This window comes from Paenibacillus tyrphae (genome assembly GCF_000722545.1).
Taxonomy (GTDB): Bacteria; Bacillota; Bacilli; order Paenibacillales; family NBRC-103111; genus Paenibacillus_G; species Paenibacillus_G tyrfis.
In genome coordinates, this window is sequence record NZ_JNVM01000012.1 from 191,599 (window position 1) to 207,181 (window position 15,583).

At 55.0% G+C, this 15,583-nt stretch carries 12 protein-coding genes; 7 read left to right on the forward strand and 5 right to left on the reverse strand.

Annotation, left to right across the window (positions count from 1 at the left end):
- On the reverse strand, positions 1 to 798 hold the full coding sequence (locus tag ET33_RS16465; protein ID WP_036683725.1) for a helix-turn-helix domain-containing protein: 798 nt from the start codon (positions 796 to 798) through the stop codon (positions 1 to 3).
- Between the two features lie 270 nt (positions 799 to 1,068).
- Between ET33_RS16465 and ET33_RS16470 the strand changes: the two genes are divergently transcribed.
- The 7 genes from ET33_RS16470 (at position 1,069) to ET33_RS16500 (ending at position 8,484) form a co-directional block, all read left to right on the forward strand.
- On the forward strand, positions 1,069 to 1,479 hold the full coding sequence (locus tag ET33_RS16470) for a VOC family protein (RefSeq protein ID WP_036683730.1): 411 nt from the start codon (positions 1,069 to 1,071) through the stop codon (positions 1,477 to 1,479).
- 488 nt (positions 1,480 to 1,967) lie between these two features.
- Positions 1,968 to 2,984, forward strand: coding sequence for an ABC transporter ATP-binding protein (locus ET33_RS16475; protein WP_036683734.1), 1,017 nt, complete (start codon positions 1,968 to 1,970; stop codon positions 2,982 to 2,984).
- Entirely contained in the window at positions 2,981 to 3,967 is a 987-nt protein-coding gene (locus tag ET33_RS16480; RefSeq protein WP_036683736.1) for an ABC transporter ATP-binding protein, read from the forward strand. Before ET33_RS16475 ends, ET33_RS16480 begins: the two co-directional genes overlap by 4 nt.
- A gap of 24 nt (positions 3,968 to 3,991) precedes the next feature.
- Positions 3,992 to 5,728 (forward strand): oligopeptide ABC transporter substrate-binding protein, encoded by a 1,737-nt coding sequence (opp4A, locus tag ET33_RS16485; protein WP_036683738.1) that lies wholly within the window; start codon positions 3,992 to 3,994, stop codon positions 5,726 to 5,728.
- 22 nt (positions 5,729 to 5,750) lie between these two features.
- Positions 5,751 to 6,716 (forward strand): oligopeptide ABC transporter permease, encoded by a 966-nt coding sequence (gene opp4B, locus ET33_RS16490; protein WP_036683739.1) that lies wholly within the window; start codon positions 5,751 to 5,753, stop codon positions 6,714 to 6,716.
- Between the two features lie 18 nt (positions 6,717 to 6,734).
- Positions 6,735 to 7,634, forward strand: a complete 900-nt coding sequence (gene opp4C, locus ET33_RS16495; protein ID WP_036683742.1) for an oligopeptide ABC transporter permease — start codon at positions 6,735 to 6,737, stop codon at positions 7,632 to 7,634.
- A 79-nt stretch (positions 7,635 to 7,713) separates the two neighbouring features.
- Positions 7,714 to 8,484, forward strand: coding sequence for an NAD-dependent epimerase/dehydratase family protein (locus tag ET33_RS16500; RefSeq protein ID WP_036683744.1), 771 nt, complete (start codon positions 7,714 to 7,716; stop codon positions 8,482 to 8,484).
- A 125-nt stretch (positions 8,485 to 8,609) separates the two neighbouring features.
- Here the strand turns inward: ET33_RS16500 and ET33_RS16505 are convergent, their stop codons facing one another.
- From ET33_RS16505 to ET33_RS16520, 4 genes are all read right to left on the reverse strand, one after another.
- The gene (locus tag ET33_RS16505) at positions 8,610 to 11,987 is read right to left on the reverse strand and encodes a GH36-type glycosyl hydrolase domain-containing protein (protein WP_036683746.1); all 3,378 of its coding nucleotides are present in this window, start codon (positions 11,985 to 11,987) and stop codon (positions 8,610 to 8,612) included.
- Positions 11,988 to 12,089: 102 nt separating this feature from the next.
- Complete coding sequence (locus ET33_RS16510) at positions 12,090 to 13,043, reverse strand: acetylxylan esterase (RefSeq protein ID WP_036683756.1); 954 nt, start codon at positions 13,041 to 13,043, stop codon at positions 12,090 to 12,092.
- 29 nt (positions 13,044 to 13,072) lie between these two features.
- Positions 13,073 to 14,593 carry an extracellular solute-binding protein gene (locus ET33_RS16515; protein ID WP_036683760.1) on the reverse strand — a complete coding sequence of 507 codons (1,521 nt, stop codon included), beginning with the start codon at positions 14,591 to 14,593 and terminating at the stop codon, positions 13,073 to 13,075.
- 97 nt (positions 14,594 to 14,690) lie between these two features.
- Positions 14,691 to 15,572, reverse strand: coding sequence for a carbohydrate ABC transporter permease (locus ET33_RS16520; RefSeq protein WP_036683769.1), 882 nt, complete (start codon positions 15,570 to 15,572; stop codon positions 14,691 to 14,693).
- Between the last annotated feature and the right edge of the window lie 11 nt (positions 15,573 to 15,583).

Sequence of the window (15,583 nt, forward strand, 5' to 3'; positions counted from 1 at the left end):
TTAGCGATAGCTCGTTTGCATCCGCTCGCTCAGGAACCTGTTCATCAACAAGGGCAGGGAAATGAGGATGGGCGGGTCGTCCAGCCGGGGGACATGAAGCATCACTTGCTGATAAGGAACGGAGGAATACGGCTGAACGACGATCGGCTCTCTTGACCGGGTGCGCAAGGTGTTATGCGGGAGCAAAAAGTCTACCGCCTGCATCCCCCAGGAGACCGATGTGGCCATAAGATAATAGGTACCCGGCTTCACGCCGGTAAAGCAAAATTCCCCTAGCGAGGAAAGCAGCGTTCCGTGCAGCGGAATTCCTTCAGGAATCGGCTTCGGAAACAAGCCGATCAGAATCACGCCTTCGAAAGGGATCTCCGCCTGCACGGTCCCTTCGATTCTGGCATAGTGATCGAAAACGGGATGCCCCGACGTCCAATCGCTGAGCCGCTGCAACGTCCGGAAATGGCTATCCGCTTGAGGCGTCGAGTTGCGAAAGTCGGACGGTGTCACGCCGACTCGTTCGGAAAACCTCGTTGTAAAGGTTCCCAGACTCTGCTGCCCGATCTCCAGTCCGATATCGCGAATGCTCAGATTCGTGCGCAGCAGCAAGTCTTTTGCCTTTTGCAGACGAAGGGAAGAAACATAATATAACGGCGGGAGGCCGATCCTTTCCTTAAAAATGCGCGTGAAATGAAACGGACTATAGCCTGCATAAGCGGCCAAGCGAGCAAGCGGCAGCGGGTCATAAATATTCCGATGAATATAGTCGATTACCGCGTCGATCTCCGGATACTTGTCGGTCGCCATTCCTTCACTTCCTCCGATCACGTTCCTTTAGTCAAACGCTTCCAATTTACGGAACAAACGTTCGCTTTCATATTATCATAATTTTTATAGGCATGGAACAGTAAATTTTAACTTACTTCCTCTTTTTTCGCCTTAAAATATTACATAACATGTCAGATTCAAAGAGTGGATTTCTCACCAAAACAGCAATCCGTAAGAAACCGGAAATCTGGGGGAATGCTATACTTAGGATGAAATCGACCAAAACCAACGGATGAAAGGATGTTTATAATGGCGAAGCTTATACCTTATCTGGTCTCGGAGGATGCAAGAGCTCAAGCGGAGTTTTATATCAACGCGCTCGGCGGAGAGGTTCGGTCCGTAATGACGCATGGACAGCTACCGGATGCAAGCGAAGCACTGAAAGACAAAGTGCTGCATATGTGTGTGATGGCCGGCGGAATTACCTTCTTTATGAGCGATTCCGTCTTCGAGCCGCTTACCCATGGGAACGGCATTCAACTGAATCTGGAATTCCCGACGGAAGCCGAAGCCCGCGAAGCATTCGCCAAGCTTGGCGAGGGCGGCACCGTAAAGCACCCGCTGGAGCCTGCATTCTGGGGCAGCCTGTTCGGCCAGATCGAAGATAAGTACGGCGTGATCTGGATGATCACCAACCAAGCACAAGCGAGCCAAGCTTAATCCTCTTCATTAGCTGTTCGCGTATGCCCCATACAAGAATGATACAGACCGCAGGCACAGCCTTGCGGTCTTTTTGTGCATCAATATCTAACAAGCGATGTTATATTAATCCCTCCTAAACAGAACATGCCTTCGATAAAATTCAACAATTCATGCGAACAAAAAAAGGGGTGACAAAAAAAGGTAGTGTATGTAAAATGTGTAGTAATGTCATTGCTTTCAATTGTCGCATTTTTTTGCCAACGGTTTAATACAACACTACGATGTTTCCACAGCAAGCACCATCGGTTTTGGTGACCTCACGAATCTCATACCTACACGATCGTCCATACGACGCCCTGATCCAGGGACGATCCCCTTTCCATCGTTCAAAGCAACTGAGTCCAATACATAAGCGATTTATCGGTCTTAAAAATTCAATCTAGCAGCCATAGTGTTGGAAGCGTTTTCCAAACATTGCAAATCGGCTAACTTCTCGAGGTGATCCTATGAACAATCCGTCGAGCGCCTTGCTTGACATCCGTCATTTGAGTGCAGGATTTTCCATTGAAGGGAATTATTATCGCGCGGTCGACGACGTGTCTCTCCGCTTGTTGCCCGGTCAGGTGCTCGGCGTCGTCGGGGAATCCGGCTGCGGCAAATCCGTCATGTCCTTATCCATCATGAAATTGCTGCCCAAAAAAGTTAGCCGGATGGATAGCGGAGAAATCTGGTTTGACGGCAGCAACCTGATGAATTTATCTGAGAACGAGCTGCTTCAGCTGCGGGGCAGCGATATCGGAATGGTTTTTCAAGAGCCGATGACCGCGCTTAATCCGGTATTTACCATCGGCTATCAAATCGAGGAAGTGCTGGAGAATCATCTTGTCATGAGCAAGAAAGAAAGGTGCAAACGCAGCATCGAATTGCTTAAATCCGTCGGCATCCCGCATGCCGAGCGAATTGTCGGCGAATATCCGCATCAACTGTCGGGCGGCATGCGCCAGCGCGTCATGATCGCCATGGCGATCGCCTGCAACCCGAAGCTGCTGATCGCCGACGAGCCGACGACCGCTCTGGACGTCACGATCCAAGCGCAAATTATTGAGCTGCTTAAAGATATTCAGCAGCAGCGAGGCATGTCCATGATTTTGATCACGCATGACCTCGGCGTTGTCGCCGAGATGGCCGATACCGTCGCCGTCATGTACGCCGGTCAAATTGTGGAACAAGGGCATGTCACACAAATTTTCTACGAGCCCAAGCATCCGTATTTGCAGCTGCTGCTGCAATCACTCCCCCGTCTTGACGAGGAGCAGGAACGATTAAAATCGATTAGCGGCATCGTCCCGTCGCTTGTCCATATGCCCCGAACCGGCTGCCGGTTCGCCGGACGTTGTCCGAGTGCGAGCGACGATTGCCGGAGGCTGACGCCGCAGCTCGCCAATGCAGGCGGCGGCCATTATGTCCGCTGTCTGAACTTTTCAGCGTGTGTGCCGTCATCCCGGGAGGAGGAAACCGTATGAACGACTTGACCGCTCATGACCGCCCACTGCTGCAAGTTCTCAATTTGAAAAAGCATTATCCGATTCACGGCGGGCTCTTTCGGAGGCAGGTCGGCTCGATTCAGGCGGTGAACGACTTCTCACTCACGATGCGGCGGGGCGAAACCGTCGGACTTGTGGGAGAATCCGGCTGCGGCAAATCGACGACCGGCCGCGCGATCATGCGTCTCATCGAGCCGACGGCGGGCACGATCCTTTTTGAAGGTGAAGACATTACCCGGATCAAAGGCGAAAGGCTGCGGCAAATCCGCAAGCATATGCAGATGGTGTTCCAGGACCCGTTCAGCTCGCTAAATCCGAAAATGATGGTCGGCCATCTCGTCGCCGAGCCGATTCGCAACTATGAATCGCGTACTGGGAAAGAGCTGGAAGAGCGCGTCGCCGAGCTGCTCGTGAAGGTCGGACTGGCCGAGGACTCCTATTACAAATATCCGCACGAGTTTTCCGGCGGACAGCGGCAGCGGATCAGCATCGCAAGAACGCTGGCGCTAAAGCCTAAGCTCGTGGTCGCCGACGAACCCGTGTCCGCGCTCGACGTATCGATTCAATCGCAAGTGCTGAACCTGCTGCAGGACATTCAAGCCGATTTCGGGCTGTCCTATCTGTTCATCGCTCACGATCTGAGCGTCGTGAAGCATATCAGCGACCGGATCGGCGTCATGTACTTGGGGCGGCTCGTCGAGATTACGGATAAGAAAAGCTTGTATAAACAGCCGCTCCATCCTTACACCCAGGCTTTGTTGTCCGCCGTGCCGATCCCTGATCCGAACGCCAAGCGGGAGCGAATCGTGCTGCAAGGCGATGTGCCGAGTCCGGCCAATCCGCCCGCCGGCTGCGCCTTCCATCCGCGCTGCCATCATGCCGTTGCCGCTTGCCGGGAAGCGCAGCCCACGCTTAAACAGGTGGCGCCTCACCACGAGGTCGCCTGTCATTTATATGAATAATCTCATAAAAGGAGGATGCGTTCCATGGAAAAAAAAGCTTCAATGATTTTATCCGCCCTGCTGTTTCTTGCCGTGTCCCTTACCGGCTGCACCAATAAAGTGCCGGAGGCGACGGACGCGCCGAAAAAGGTCGAAGAGAACAAAGCCGCGACAAGCGAGCCGAAGCCGGGGGGCATTGTAAAGTACGGCTATGTGCAGCCGTTCAAGGGTGTACTTGATCGCGCATTTTACGGCGGTCAAGACGACGTTTTGATTCTGCAGTTCATTATGGACGACCTGCTCAAAACTGGCGATGACCTCAAGACGTATCCCAATATTGCCGAATGGACGGAGTCGGACGATCATAAGACGTTTACGTTCAAGATCAAGCCCGGTATCAAGTGGCACAATGGCGATGAGCTGACGATGGAGGACTGGAAGTTCGCGCTGGAGACCATTGCCCATAAAGACTATACGGCGGCCGGGGGCAGCCGGTACAGCAACGTGGAAATGGTTGTCGGCGTCGAGGATTACCGCGAGGGCAAAGCCAAAGATATTGCCGGCATCAAGCTGATCGACAACTACACGATGTCGGTTACCGTCAAAAGCGCTGCGCCGAATACGATCTCGAACCTGTGGTCGTATCCGATGCCGAAAAAGTATTTTGCCGGTGTTGCTGTCAAAGATATGCTTAATTCCGATCAAGTCCGCAAAAAACCGATCGGCATCGGGCCGTTCAAAGTGAAAAAAATTCAACCGGGCGAGTATGTCGAGATGGAGCGGTTCGACGACTATTGGGGAGGCAAGCCGCTGCTCGACGGCGTGATCTACAAGGTAGTTGCCGGCAATATGGCGACCAGTCTGCTGGAAAACGGCGAAATCGACATCATGGAAGTGCCGAACAGTCAATTTAAAGACGTTGAAAAGCTGAAAAACGTCGATATCAATAAACAAGATGCGCTTTCCTACGCCTATATCGGCTTCAAGCTGGGGACGTGGGATAAGAAATCCGAGAAAATTATTGTGAACCCGAAATCTAAGTTCGCCGACAAGCGCCTGCGGCAGGCGATGTATTACGCGCTGGACCGGCAAGCGCTGATCGATGCGTTCTCCAACGGTCTGGCCAAGACGATCTCCGCCCCCATGCCAGGAGTAAGCTGGGCGAAGATTCCGGACAATCAATTGAATCCGTACGAATACAATCCTGATAAAGCGAAGAAATTGCTCGACGAAGCGGGATATAAAGATACGAACGGCGACGGATTGCGTGAAGATCCGCAAGGGAACAAGCTCACGTTTAACTTCGACGCCATGTCCGGCACGGAGGTTGCCGCGCCGCGCGCCCAAACGATGATGCAGATGTGGAAGGATGTGGGACTTGACGTAAAGCTAAACGGAGGCGCATTGAAAGAGTTCAACGCCTTCTACGATGTGGTCGAGAATGACGATCCGTCTGTCGAGCTGTTCGCCGGCGCATGGTCGCTTGCCAGCGATCCCGATCCGAAGGCATTATGGAAGGGCAACGTGCTCTGGAATTTCCCGCGCTGGTACTCGGCCGAATCCGACCGCCTGATTGACGAAGGGGTCAGCGAGAAGGCTTTTGATCAGAACTACCGCAAGGACGTGTATCACAAGTGGCAGAAGCTCGTGAATGAAGAAGTGCCGATGATGTTCCTGTATTCTCCGATCGATGTGACGGTGAGCAACAAACGTCTGCAGAACGTCAAGGCGAACTCGTTCACGAATCAAATCGACGTTCATAAGTGGTGGGTCACGCAATGATCGTATCCGGGAGGCTGGTCTTATGCTGACTTATGCGTTGCGCAGACTACTGGGCATGATTCCGCTGCTCCTGCTCATCTCCGTTGTGGTGTTCACCCTGGCAAAATCAATGCCGGGGGACGCCCTGACGGGGATGATCGATCCGGCCAACGTGAAGCCGGAATATATCGCCGAAATGCGCCAGCAGCTAGGGTTTAACGACCCGATTCCGCAGCAGTTCATCCGTTGGTTCGGCAACATGCTGCGGGGTGATTTCGGCCAATCCTTCATTCACAAGATGCCCGTGAGCGACCTGTTTTTCCAGCGGCTCCAGAATACGGCCATCCTCGCCACGATGGCTATATGCATTACCTATGCGATCGCTTTCCTGACCGGGATGATCGCGGGCAGACGTCCGAATACGCCGATCGATTATTCGATCCAGACGGTCAGCTACATTGTCTATGCCCTTCCGAGCTTTATTATCGGAATCGTCTGCATCTACATCTTCGCGATCAAGCTCGGCTGGGTGCCCGCCAGCGGATCGCGCAGCGTCGGAGTTGCCGACGGCTCGCTTGCGTATTACATGAACGTATTGAAAAATTCACTCCTGCCCGCGTTCGTACTCGGCTCTTTGGGCACGGCCGCTTATACGCAATTTCTGCGCAATGACATTATCGAGAGCAGTCGCAAGGATTACGTCAGGACGGCACGGGCGAAAGGGACAAGCGAGCGGCATATTTACAACCGGCACATCCTGCGCAATTCGCTGATCCCCATGGTTACGTTTCTCGGTATCGATATCGGGGGATTGTTCGGCGGGGCGGTCATTACCGAGACGCTGTTCGTTTATCCGGGAATGGGCGAATTGTTCGTCTCCTCGATCAGCAGCCGCGATTATTCCGTCGTGATGACAATTACGATGTTTGCGTCCGTCATGACGCTGATCGGCAACTTAATTTCCGATTTGCTGTACGGTTACGTCGATCCGCGTATCCGGCTTCGCTAGCATGAGAGGAGGATGGCTATGAATACCGCGACGAAGCCGTTGAATCAAACGATGCCCATCGGCAAAAAACGAAGCGCCTCCCCGTGGGTGACGGGCTGGAGCCGATTTTTTCACAACAAGCTGGCGGTCGCCAGCCTCGCGTTTCTGGTCCTCATTACGGCCCTGTGCGTTCTGGCGCCGCTGCTGACCTCCTATGACCCGGTTAAAATCAACCTGCGTCTCATCCATAAACCACCGTCGGTGGAGCATCTGTTAGGAACGGACAAGGGCGGGCGCGACATTATCGCAAGATTGCTGTACGGCGGGCGCACGACGCTGATGATTGCCGTAAGCATCAGCTTTTTGGTGACGTTTATCGGGGTGACCATCGGTTCGGTCGCCGGCTATTTCGGAGGCAAGATCGATAACATGTTAATGCGCTTCACCGATTTTATTATGATTTTCCCGTTTCTTATTTTTGTTATCGTCCTGAAGACGGTCATTGCGGACTCGGGCATCCTGGTGCTGATTGTCGTCATCAGCGTGCTTGGCTGGGGCGGGATCGCCCGTCTTGTGCGAAGCAAGGTGCTGTCGGAGAAAGAGAACGAGTACATCATGAGCGCCGTCGCGATCGGCTGCAAGCCGTTCCAGGTGATCGTCAAGCATTTGCTGCCCAATGTGGCCTCTACCATTATTGTGCAGGCAATCGTCGTAATCGCGGTGATGATCGGCGTAGAAACGGGTCTTAGCTTCCTCGGGTTTGGCGTACCGGCCAACGTACCAAGCTGGGGAAATATGATGTCGGATGCGATCTCGCCCCAAGTGATCAAAAATCAATGGTGGGTTTGGCTGCCGTCCGCCGTCGTGATTACCTCTACGATTCTCGCCATTAACTTTATCGGGGAAGGCGCGAAGGAAGCGTTTGATCCAAAAGGATAATTTGCGGACGACCACAGATGCGTGTTACCGTATTTTGATAGGTAGGAAAATTACATATCTATAATAAGGAGCATGAAAGATGAGTTCCAGCAATAAGGTGCTGATCACCGGCGCTGCCGGCAATATCGGTAGAGCATTCAGGCAATACGCGAAAGATGCGGGGGCGGAATACTCTTTCCGTTTGGCCGACCGCTCTTCTGACGCTCTAAGCGCCGTTGCTCAAACCGAAGATGAAATCATGACCTTGGACGTGGCGGACCTAGACGCTTGCCAACAAGCTTGCGCGAATGTCTCCACCGTCATTCACTTAGCGGCGGACCCATCGCCTGATGCGGACTTCTACTCTTCTTTGCTGGAAAACAACATTAAAGGAACATACAACGTATTTCGCGCTGCCAAGGATCAGGGCTGCAGAAGGGTTATCTTTGCCAGCAGCGCCCAGGCCGTCGAAGCGTATCCGTTAGATGTTCAGGTCCATTCCGGGATGCCGGTTCGCCCAAAAAATTTATATGGCGTAAGCAAATGCTTCGGGGAAGCGCTCGCCTCTTATTTTGCCGATGTTGAAGGTCTTTCCAGCATCGTAGTCCGCATAGCCAACTTTGTAAGTGATTCGGACGCACTTCATGGGGCAAGCGCACGGGATTTGAGCGCATATATAAGCCCTCGCGATTTAGGGGAACTGCTGCTGCGATGCATCGAGACGCCTTCCATCAAGTTTGCCGTCTTTCCCGGAATCTCCAACAATCGCTATAAGCGGATGGATCTCTCGGACGCTCGCGAACAATTGAAATATAATCCGATCGACGATTCTTTCGCTATCCTAGACGGTTTAAGAAATTACTCACGGTGAGGCTAAGTCGCTCCACATGCCAAACGTCCTAAACAATACGGCGGCCGTCCGAACATGAAGCACATGTTCCGGACGGCCGCCGCCGTATTAATGGGTCGGTGCTGAGAAGCTAGCCCCTCCCTTTATTACATGAAAATCTCGATCACATTGCCGGCTTCCGACCGATTGCCCGCAAACTCCTGCTTTCCGATACGCACGCCTCCTTCGCGGTACCGGTTGGCGACGGACTTCGCCGGCAGCTCGCGGCCGTTCATCGTTACCCTGCTCAGGCCTTGCCCTTGACCGGTCAGACGATACACGAATGTGACCGGAGCTCCCATCACCTCGAATTCAAACTGCAGCCCGTCGAGCGACGTCGGCAGCACCGGATCGATAATCAAGTCGCCCTCGATCATACGAATCCCCAAGGCATTGGCAATCAGCTGGTTCATATAAATTCCCGGACCGCTGGAGTAAATTCTCCAGCCGCCCTTCACCGGCACCGAACCGTCGCGCAATTCGTCAAAGCGCTCCTGCGCCTCGTAGCGGGTGCTGAACTTCGCGTCAGAGCTGCTGAAGTAGGCGTTGCTTTGCCGAAGCTCCGCGTTCGGCACGACGCTTCGCAGACCGACCGGGTTAATCGTGGCCAGCCCCCTCCACACCTCGTCCGGTTTGCCAAGCTTGGCCATCGCCTCGATAAAACGGATATGGGCGTGAACGTACTGCAGGCCGATTTCCCTGCCTACGTTAGCCGCCTGCTCGGCCCGCTTGAACTGCTTGCTGACGCCCCCGGTATAATTCGCCGGACGATTCATCAGCCGGACGCCGTCCGGATAGAACAGCTTCTCCTTGATGATCCGGTAATGGGCCTCCGCCTGCTCCTGCGTCAGCAGCTCGCCGATCATGCTGCGCGTCATCGGCAGCAGCCGGTAGCGGATGCCGGTTTGCGTATCCGACGGATGCAGCATCAGCTCGGCTTCGCCCGGCTTCTCCATGTACACGAATCCGGGAATAACGTCGGATTGCAGCATATACCGGTTAAAGTCCTCCCGGATGCCGTCGCCAAGCCGTTCCAGCTCGGCCGCCGTCTCCGCGTCCGCTTCCGCCAAGGCCGCGGCGAGCTGACTGAATACTTGATACGTCAAGGCTACGGTCCAACTGCTGATCAAATAGCGTTTCAATTGGGCGTTCGCCGGTTGGAGCGTATCATCCCAATCCCCGTCGCCGTACGAAGACAAGTGCGTGCCGTGCAGAAAGTGCCGCTTGATATAATCAAGCTGCTTTTTGGCATGCTCCAGCACTGTCTCGGTCTCTTCCGTGAACGTAAAGACGCCCCGCTTCGTATAAGGCAGCCGCACCTCCAGAATGGAAGTATCCCCGGTCGCCGTCAAATAATCGCTCAGCACCTTGAGCGGCCAGACAATAATATCGCCATGGCTTTCTTCCTGCTGGATGAAGGCGTACCGGTCGAACATGAACCATTGCGGCCAGTTCCCGTCGTCCTCGTATTGATGCGAATACACGGTGGTCAGAATATCACGCACCACGTCGTATTTTTGTGTCGCCAAAAAGTATTCTGTCGGCCCTTGGCACACGTCGCGCGTCCCCCATGCCGCCCCGCCATACTGCTCCAGGCCGTGCGGCACCGAGAAGTGAACCAGCATATTGTGCGTATACCACCATGCGAGCGTATTAAGCTTATTCAGCTCGTCCGGCCATTCACCGCGCAGGGTCAAGCGGAAGCCGTTCATGACCGTGCGGTAAAACTCGCGGTACCGCCCGATTTCCGCATCGGCATCCCTTTCGGCAAACGGCAGCTCTTCCCCGTGCAGCAAGCCCTGCACCGTGACGGTCCATTCGCTGCTTGCGCCGAGTGCGAGGACGACCAGCGAAGCCGAGCCCGGCTCCGCGTTCGGGGCCAGCAGCCGTTCGTCTCCCGTCTGCATGTCGGCGCCTTCCACCCTCATGCGGTAGCAGAGGCTCGGATAAGCGCGGGTGCTGAGCGACTGGGCGTCAGCATAGAAAGCGAGCGTCCGGCCGTCGTCCTGCTGCTCCATGCGGAACGGCAGCTCGTATTCGGCCGCGTTCATCGTCACCTGATTCGAGAGCAGGAAGCGGTAAGGCTTGCCGCTGGCCGAACGAACGTGCAGCACGACCTCCGGCGTATCCACGGTCGTATAGCTCGTGATCACAAACAGCTCGTCCGCCGTCTTGTAATACCAGCGGGCAAAGTTGAAGCCCATCTCGAACATGGACGGCATCGCCAGCAGCCGGTACTGCCCGTCCAGCTCGACGTACATGCGCTGCCCCGACGTCTTCGGTACGTTCAGCGCATTGCGGGCGTTAGTCAGCATTTTGTTGAAGGACGTATTGCCGATCACCAGCTGCGCGTTGAACATCCCGTACATGTACGAGGTCGTCGTGATGACCCGCTCGTTCATCCGGTCGTTGTTCCCGGTCATGAGGATATGTCCGTGCGGACGCTCCATGCGCAGCTCTTTTTCCTTCAGCACGACATGCTCGTGGGTATCGGTGAAGAAGGATAGCAGTTCCTCTCTGTCCCACTCCTCTTGCTGGCGGCTCGGGAACAGGTCTTCGATTTCCTGCCGCGTCATGGAGAAGGTACGCAGCGGCGCTCCGATCTGAGAAGCCGCGCTGATCTTCGCTTGCCAAGAGCCGGAGGAGGACGGTACCAAGGCTGGGGACTCCTGCTCCCGAGCCTCGCGCCAAGCGTCCTGTATATCGGCTTCGTATTCCAGAGCGGCCACCGCCTCCGGGTGGTTGTCCCGGAACAAGCCGTAGAATACGAATCTCGCTTCGCCGGCCAGCTTGACCCGTTGGGATTGCAGCGCGATATACGCAAATTCGTATTGGTATACTTCGTTAGCCAGCGAAGCCTTGGTCAAAGCCTCCGGCTCGTTCGTTTCCTTGTAGGACAAGCCGAAAAATTGAAAACCGTCCGTCGAGTAACCGGCTGCTTTCGTCAGGCAGCCCTGCTGAAGGTAAGGAAATTTCCCCTGCTGCGGCTGATTTTGCCGGGAACAGACGACATACCCCTTCTGCGCATCCTCGAATACCGCGTGATCGATATATTGGGACAAGTAAGCCTCGTTGCTGCGGACGGCGCCCGGATGGGCGATCCCAACGTCCTGTCCGTAGACGACGTCGACTTCCGCCTCCTGCCCGTACACGGCAACATCCCAGAACCATATCCCGCGCGCCGTTAAGCGAAAGGTCACTTCATAGCGAAGCGCGCCGGCTTCGCCTTCCCAGACGACCTGACCGCCGTCCGCCTGGCGCACACGGCTTGCAGAATGAACGCCAAGCAAAGGCGTCGCTTCTATGCCGGAGGCCCGATGCTGCCGCAAATACAAATTATTCAACGATCCCGTCACCGGGTTGGACAGCCATTGATTGATCATCGTTTCTTGGCAGGCCGCTTCGTACAGATCGCCGCTGTTCAAGAAGGTAAACCGTAAATTTCCTGCTTCCGCCCTAAACCGGGACGTGCTCAGCATGGTCATCGTCTCCACTCCATTTTCTGTTTATATATGGGTGAAAAAAACCGCCGGACACCATCGCTCCAGCGGTCCTTTTTCGAAATCAGTTTTAACCCGCAACCCGCGTTAAAAGGAAAGATGCTTTCGGATAAATTCGACCGTGCGGCGGTTCTGATAGCCGCCCGTCGCATGTCCCGTAAACGGATGCACTCCGATTTCCTTTGTCGATCTGATCCGGTTGTACGCCGCGAACACGGTTTCCGGCAAGCATACGGTGTCCTTCAAGCCGACCGAGACGAGCACCGGAATCCGGATGCGCTCCGCCAAGTTCATGATGTCGAAATAGCTGAGCGTCTCCATGACCTTGTCCAGATGCTCCGGGAACCGGCTCACGAATTCCGCCGCTTCGGAGAGCGAGCTGACCGAATTCAGAATGCCAAAGTCCATATGGCACATATTCGGAATATTCGCGATGGACAGCGCCGGCTTGTCGCTCAAGGCGGAGACCAGCAGCGACAAGCCGCCTCCCTGGCTGTCGCCAGCCACGACGATGCGGCTGCGGTCGATCTCCGGTTGTGCCGCCACCCATTCGACGGCTCGCAGCGTGTCGACGGCAATGGCCTTATAGTAGCAGGTCTCCTTATCCAAAATGCCCTGCGTGATCCAGCCTTTCGTCATCCCGTACGTATTGGCCAGCCGGTTGCCCGTCTCGCCGCCTTGTCCGCGGATATCGACAGCGAATACCGCCATTCCCATCAGCAGCCAGGAGGCATACTGCTCGGGATACCCCCGGCCTCCCGTATATCCGTGAAACAAGACGACGCACGGCAGCTTCTCCCGTACCGGAAACTTCGGAAGCAGGTACCACCCTTTGATCGGCGTATCGGCGAACCCTTGGTACGTGACATCGTATGTGTCCATATACGGGAATGGCGTTTCCTGCCGCGACCGCTGCGCTTGAACCGGCTTGTCAATCACATCGGCCAGCGTCCGGCTCCAGAATGCCTCCAGGTCGGCCGGAGCGGTCGACTCGGGCGCATACCGGTGAAGCTCTTCGATCCGTTTTTGAACTGCGTTCATGCGCTACCGCCTCGCCTTATCGCTAAAAATTATTTTTTCTGCTGCTTATACCATTCGTTGACTTCCTTCGTCCAAGCTTCGCCGCCCCGCTTGTTCCACTCTGCGGCGAACTTGTCGAAATCCTTGTCGGTCGCTTCGCCGATAACCATCTTTACAGAAAGCCCGCGCACCAGTTGATCCAGGTCGGCGAAGTTTTTCGAAACGTTGGTCGACGGCATATAAGCGACGGCCGGGCTGACCACGCCAAGCTTGGACACAACCGTCAAGTTGTTCTTCACCGCTTCCTGAATGTTCTTCGGCGCACTCAGCGGAACGGAGACGAGCGGATCGTTCGGCACGTTCCAGATCAGATAGGCGATGCCGTCCTGAGCATACTTATCGCCAATCATCTCGATGGTGCCATCAGCATTTTTCTTATGGTGAACGCCTTCGACGCCCAGCTTGCGAAGCATATGGGCTTCCTGCCCGGCTTGCCAATCGAGCAGCTCGATCGCTTTTTTCGCCTTTTCCTTGGAGATGTTGGCCGGCAGCACGAACTGTCCGAACATGCCTACGCCGTCCGGAAAGCCGGTTTTGCCGTCCTTGCCTACCGGCGGAGCGATCATAATCAGCTCGGCCTTCGGATCGACCTTCTTCAGGTTCGTCACAAAACGGCTGTAGTCGCTCGTCTGGGCGCCGAAGAACATCCCGGCCTTGCCGCTTTCCAGCGTCTCCCACATCTGGTTGTCTTTCATCACCGTGAAGTTTTTATCGATGCCACCGTCTTTGTACAGCTTCGCCAGCCACATCAGCGCTTCCTTGCGCTGTGGTGTAACGGACGAGTTCATCAACGTACCGTCCTCCATTTTGCGCCAGCCGTTGCCGGTATCGAACGCCATGAAGACCGGGTCCAGGTGATAGCCGAGCGTCTGGTTCAGCACGATGCCGACCGTATCCTCTTTGCCGTTCTTGTCGGGGTCGTTTTTGGCGAATTTCACCGCCGTATCGTAAAACTCGTCCAGCGTCTTCGGAATCGGCAAGCCGAGGTTATCCAACCAATCCTTGCGGATCACGACGGCCCGCTCCATCTGTGCCGGACGCGGGATTCCGTACGTTTTGCCGTCGATTTTGATGAAATCCCACAGCGACTGCGGCAAGTTTTTCAGATTTTTCGTATCTTTAATATAGTCGTCGAGCTGCAGGAAAGCCCCTTGCTTCGCATATTGCGTAAAGTTCGGGTCCGGGAAGGACATGTAATGCGTAATGTCCGGCAGACTGTTAGCGGCAATGGACGCTTTCAACTTTTCCGGATATTGCGCCGAAGGAATCGCCATCGACTCGTATTCGATGCCAACCGCTTCCTCCATCTTTTTCCACACTTCCGTCTTTTGCGGAGGATTGCCGTACAGCGGGTACATCATGCTGATCTTCTGCTTTTTCCCGGAATCCCCGGATGCTGCGCCTTCTTTCCCCGTACCGCCCGATTTATCGCCGCAGCCGGTCACCGCAACCAAAGCTGTAACAAGGGCCAAGGACGAGATTTGTTTCCACCGTTTTCCCGATACTTTCATGTGTGAACCCCTCCGTTTTATGTATTCATAATCGCCATAACTATATGGTCAGAACCGCGCCGATAGCGCCGCTCGTGAACCCAACCGCCGATGCCGCTCAGCCCTTCACGGAGCCGAGAAGCACGCCTTTGGCAAAATGCTTTTGCAGAAACGGATACACCACCAGAATCGGGAGCGTCGAGACGACAATCGCCGCCATCTGAATCGTGACCGGAAGAATGTCCTGCCCCCCCGAGAAGCCCGATTGCCCCATGACATCCTGCGTCGAGCCCTGAAAAATCATTTGCCTCAAGAACACCTGCACGGTCCACAGCTCCGGCTTCGTGATGTAGAGGACCGCGTTGAAAAACTGGTTCCAGTTGCCGACCGCATAGAAGAGCGTAAACGTTGCCAGCGCCGGCATGGACAGCGGAAGCACGATCCGGAACAGCAGGCCGAAGGTGCGGCACCCGTCGATTTTTCCGGCCTCCTCCAGCTCGGAAGGAATGCCCTGGAAGAAGTTTTTCAGAATAATGAGGTTGAACGCGCTGATCGCGCCGGGCAAAATGAGCGACCACACGCTGTCCAGCAGGCCGAGCTTGTTGACGACGATATACGTCGGAATCATGCCGCCGCTGAACAGGATCGTAATCGTCACGAGCAGCAGCACCGTTTCTCGGCCGGGCAGCGTCTTCTTGGAAAGCGGATACGCCATGAAGGTCGTCAGGGCCAGATTGACGAACGTTCCTCCGATCGTTGTCACCGCCGTGATGTATAGCGACCGTACAAAATTGGTGTTGCCCAAAATCGTGCTGTACGCATCGAACGAAAACCGATCCGGCCATAAAATGATCCCGCCGCGCAGCACCTGCTCCATCGGCGATAACGACGTCGCCAAGATATACACGAATGGAAATAACGAGCTGAGCGCGAGCGCGATGAGCACAAGTGCGATCGCCGCGTCGGCGACCCGGTCCGTCCAGGTTGCTCTACTGTTCATTGTGCAAGTCC

Bases quoted from the DNA above. Each gene is read 5' to 3' on its own strand.
- opp4C (WP_036683742.1), top strand. From the start codon at position 6,735: ATGAATACCGCGACGAAGCCGTTGAATCAAACGATGCCCATCGGCAAA.
- ET33_RS16515 (WP_036683760.1), bottom strand. From the start codon at position 14,593: ATGAAAGTATCGGGAAAACGGTGGAAACAAATCTCGTCCTTGGCCCTT.
- ET33_RS16500 (WP_036683744.1), top strand. From the start codon at position 7,714: ATGAGTTCCAGCAATAAGGTGCTGATCACCGGCGCTGCCGGCAATATC.
- opp4A (WP_036683738.1), top strand. From the start codon at position 3,992: ATGGAAAAAAAAGCTTCAATGATTTTATCCGCCCTGCTGTTTCTTGCC.
- ET33_RS16470 (WP_036683730.1), top strand. From the start codon at position 1,069: ATGGCGAAGCTTATACCTTATCTGGTCTCGGAGGATGCAAGAGCTCAA.
- opp4B (WP_036683739.1), top strand. From the start codon at position 5,751: ATGCTGACTTATGCGTTGCGCAGACTACTGGGCATGATTCCGCTGCTC.
- ET33_RS16475 (WP_036683734.1), top strand. From the start codon at position 1,968: ATGAACAATCCGTCGAGCGCCTTGCTTGACATCCGTCATTTGAGTGCA.
- ET33_RS16465 (WP_036683725.1), bottom strand. From the start codon at position 798: ATGGCGACCGACAAGTATCCGGAGATCGACGCGGTAATCGACTATATT.
- ET33_RS16510 (WP_036683756.1), bottom strand. From the start codon at position 13,043: ATGAACGCAGTTCAAAAACGGATCGAAGAGCTTCACCGGTATGCGCCC.
- ET33_RS16505 (WP_036683746.1), bottom strand. From the start codon at position 11,987: ATGACCATGCTGAGCACGTCCCGGTTTAGGGCGGAAGCAGGAAATTTA.
- ET33_RS16480 (WP_036683736.1), top strand. From the start codon at position 2,981: ATGAACGACTTGACCGCTCATGACCGCCCACTGCTGCAAGTTCTCAAT.
- ET33_RS16520 (WP_036683769.1), bottom strand. From the start codon at position 15,572: ATGAACAGTAGAGCAACCTGGACGGACCGGGTCGCCGACGCGGCGATC.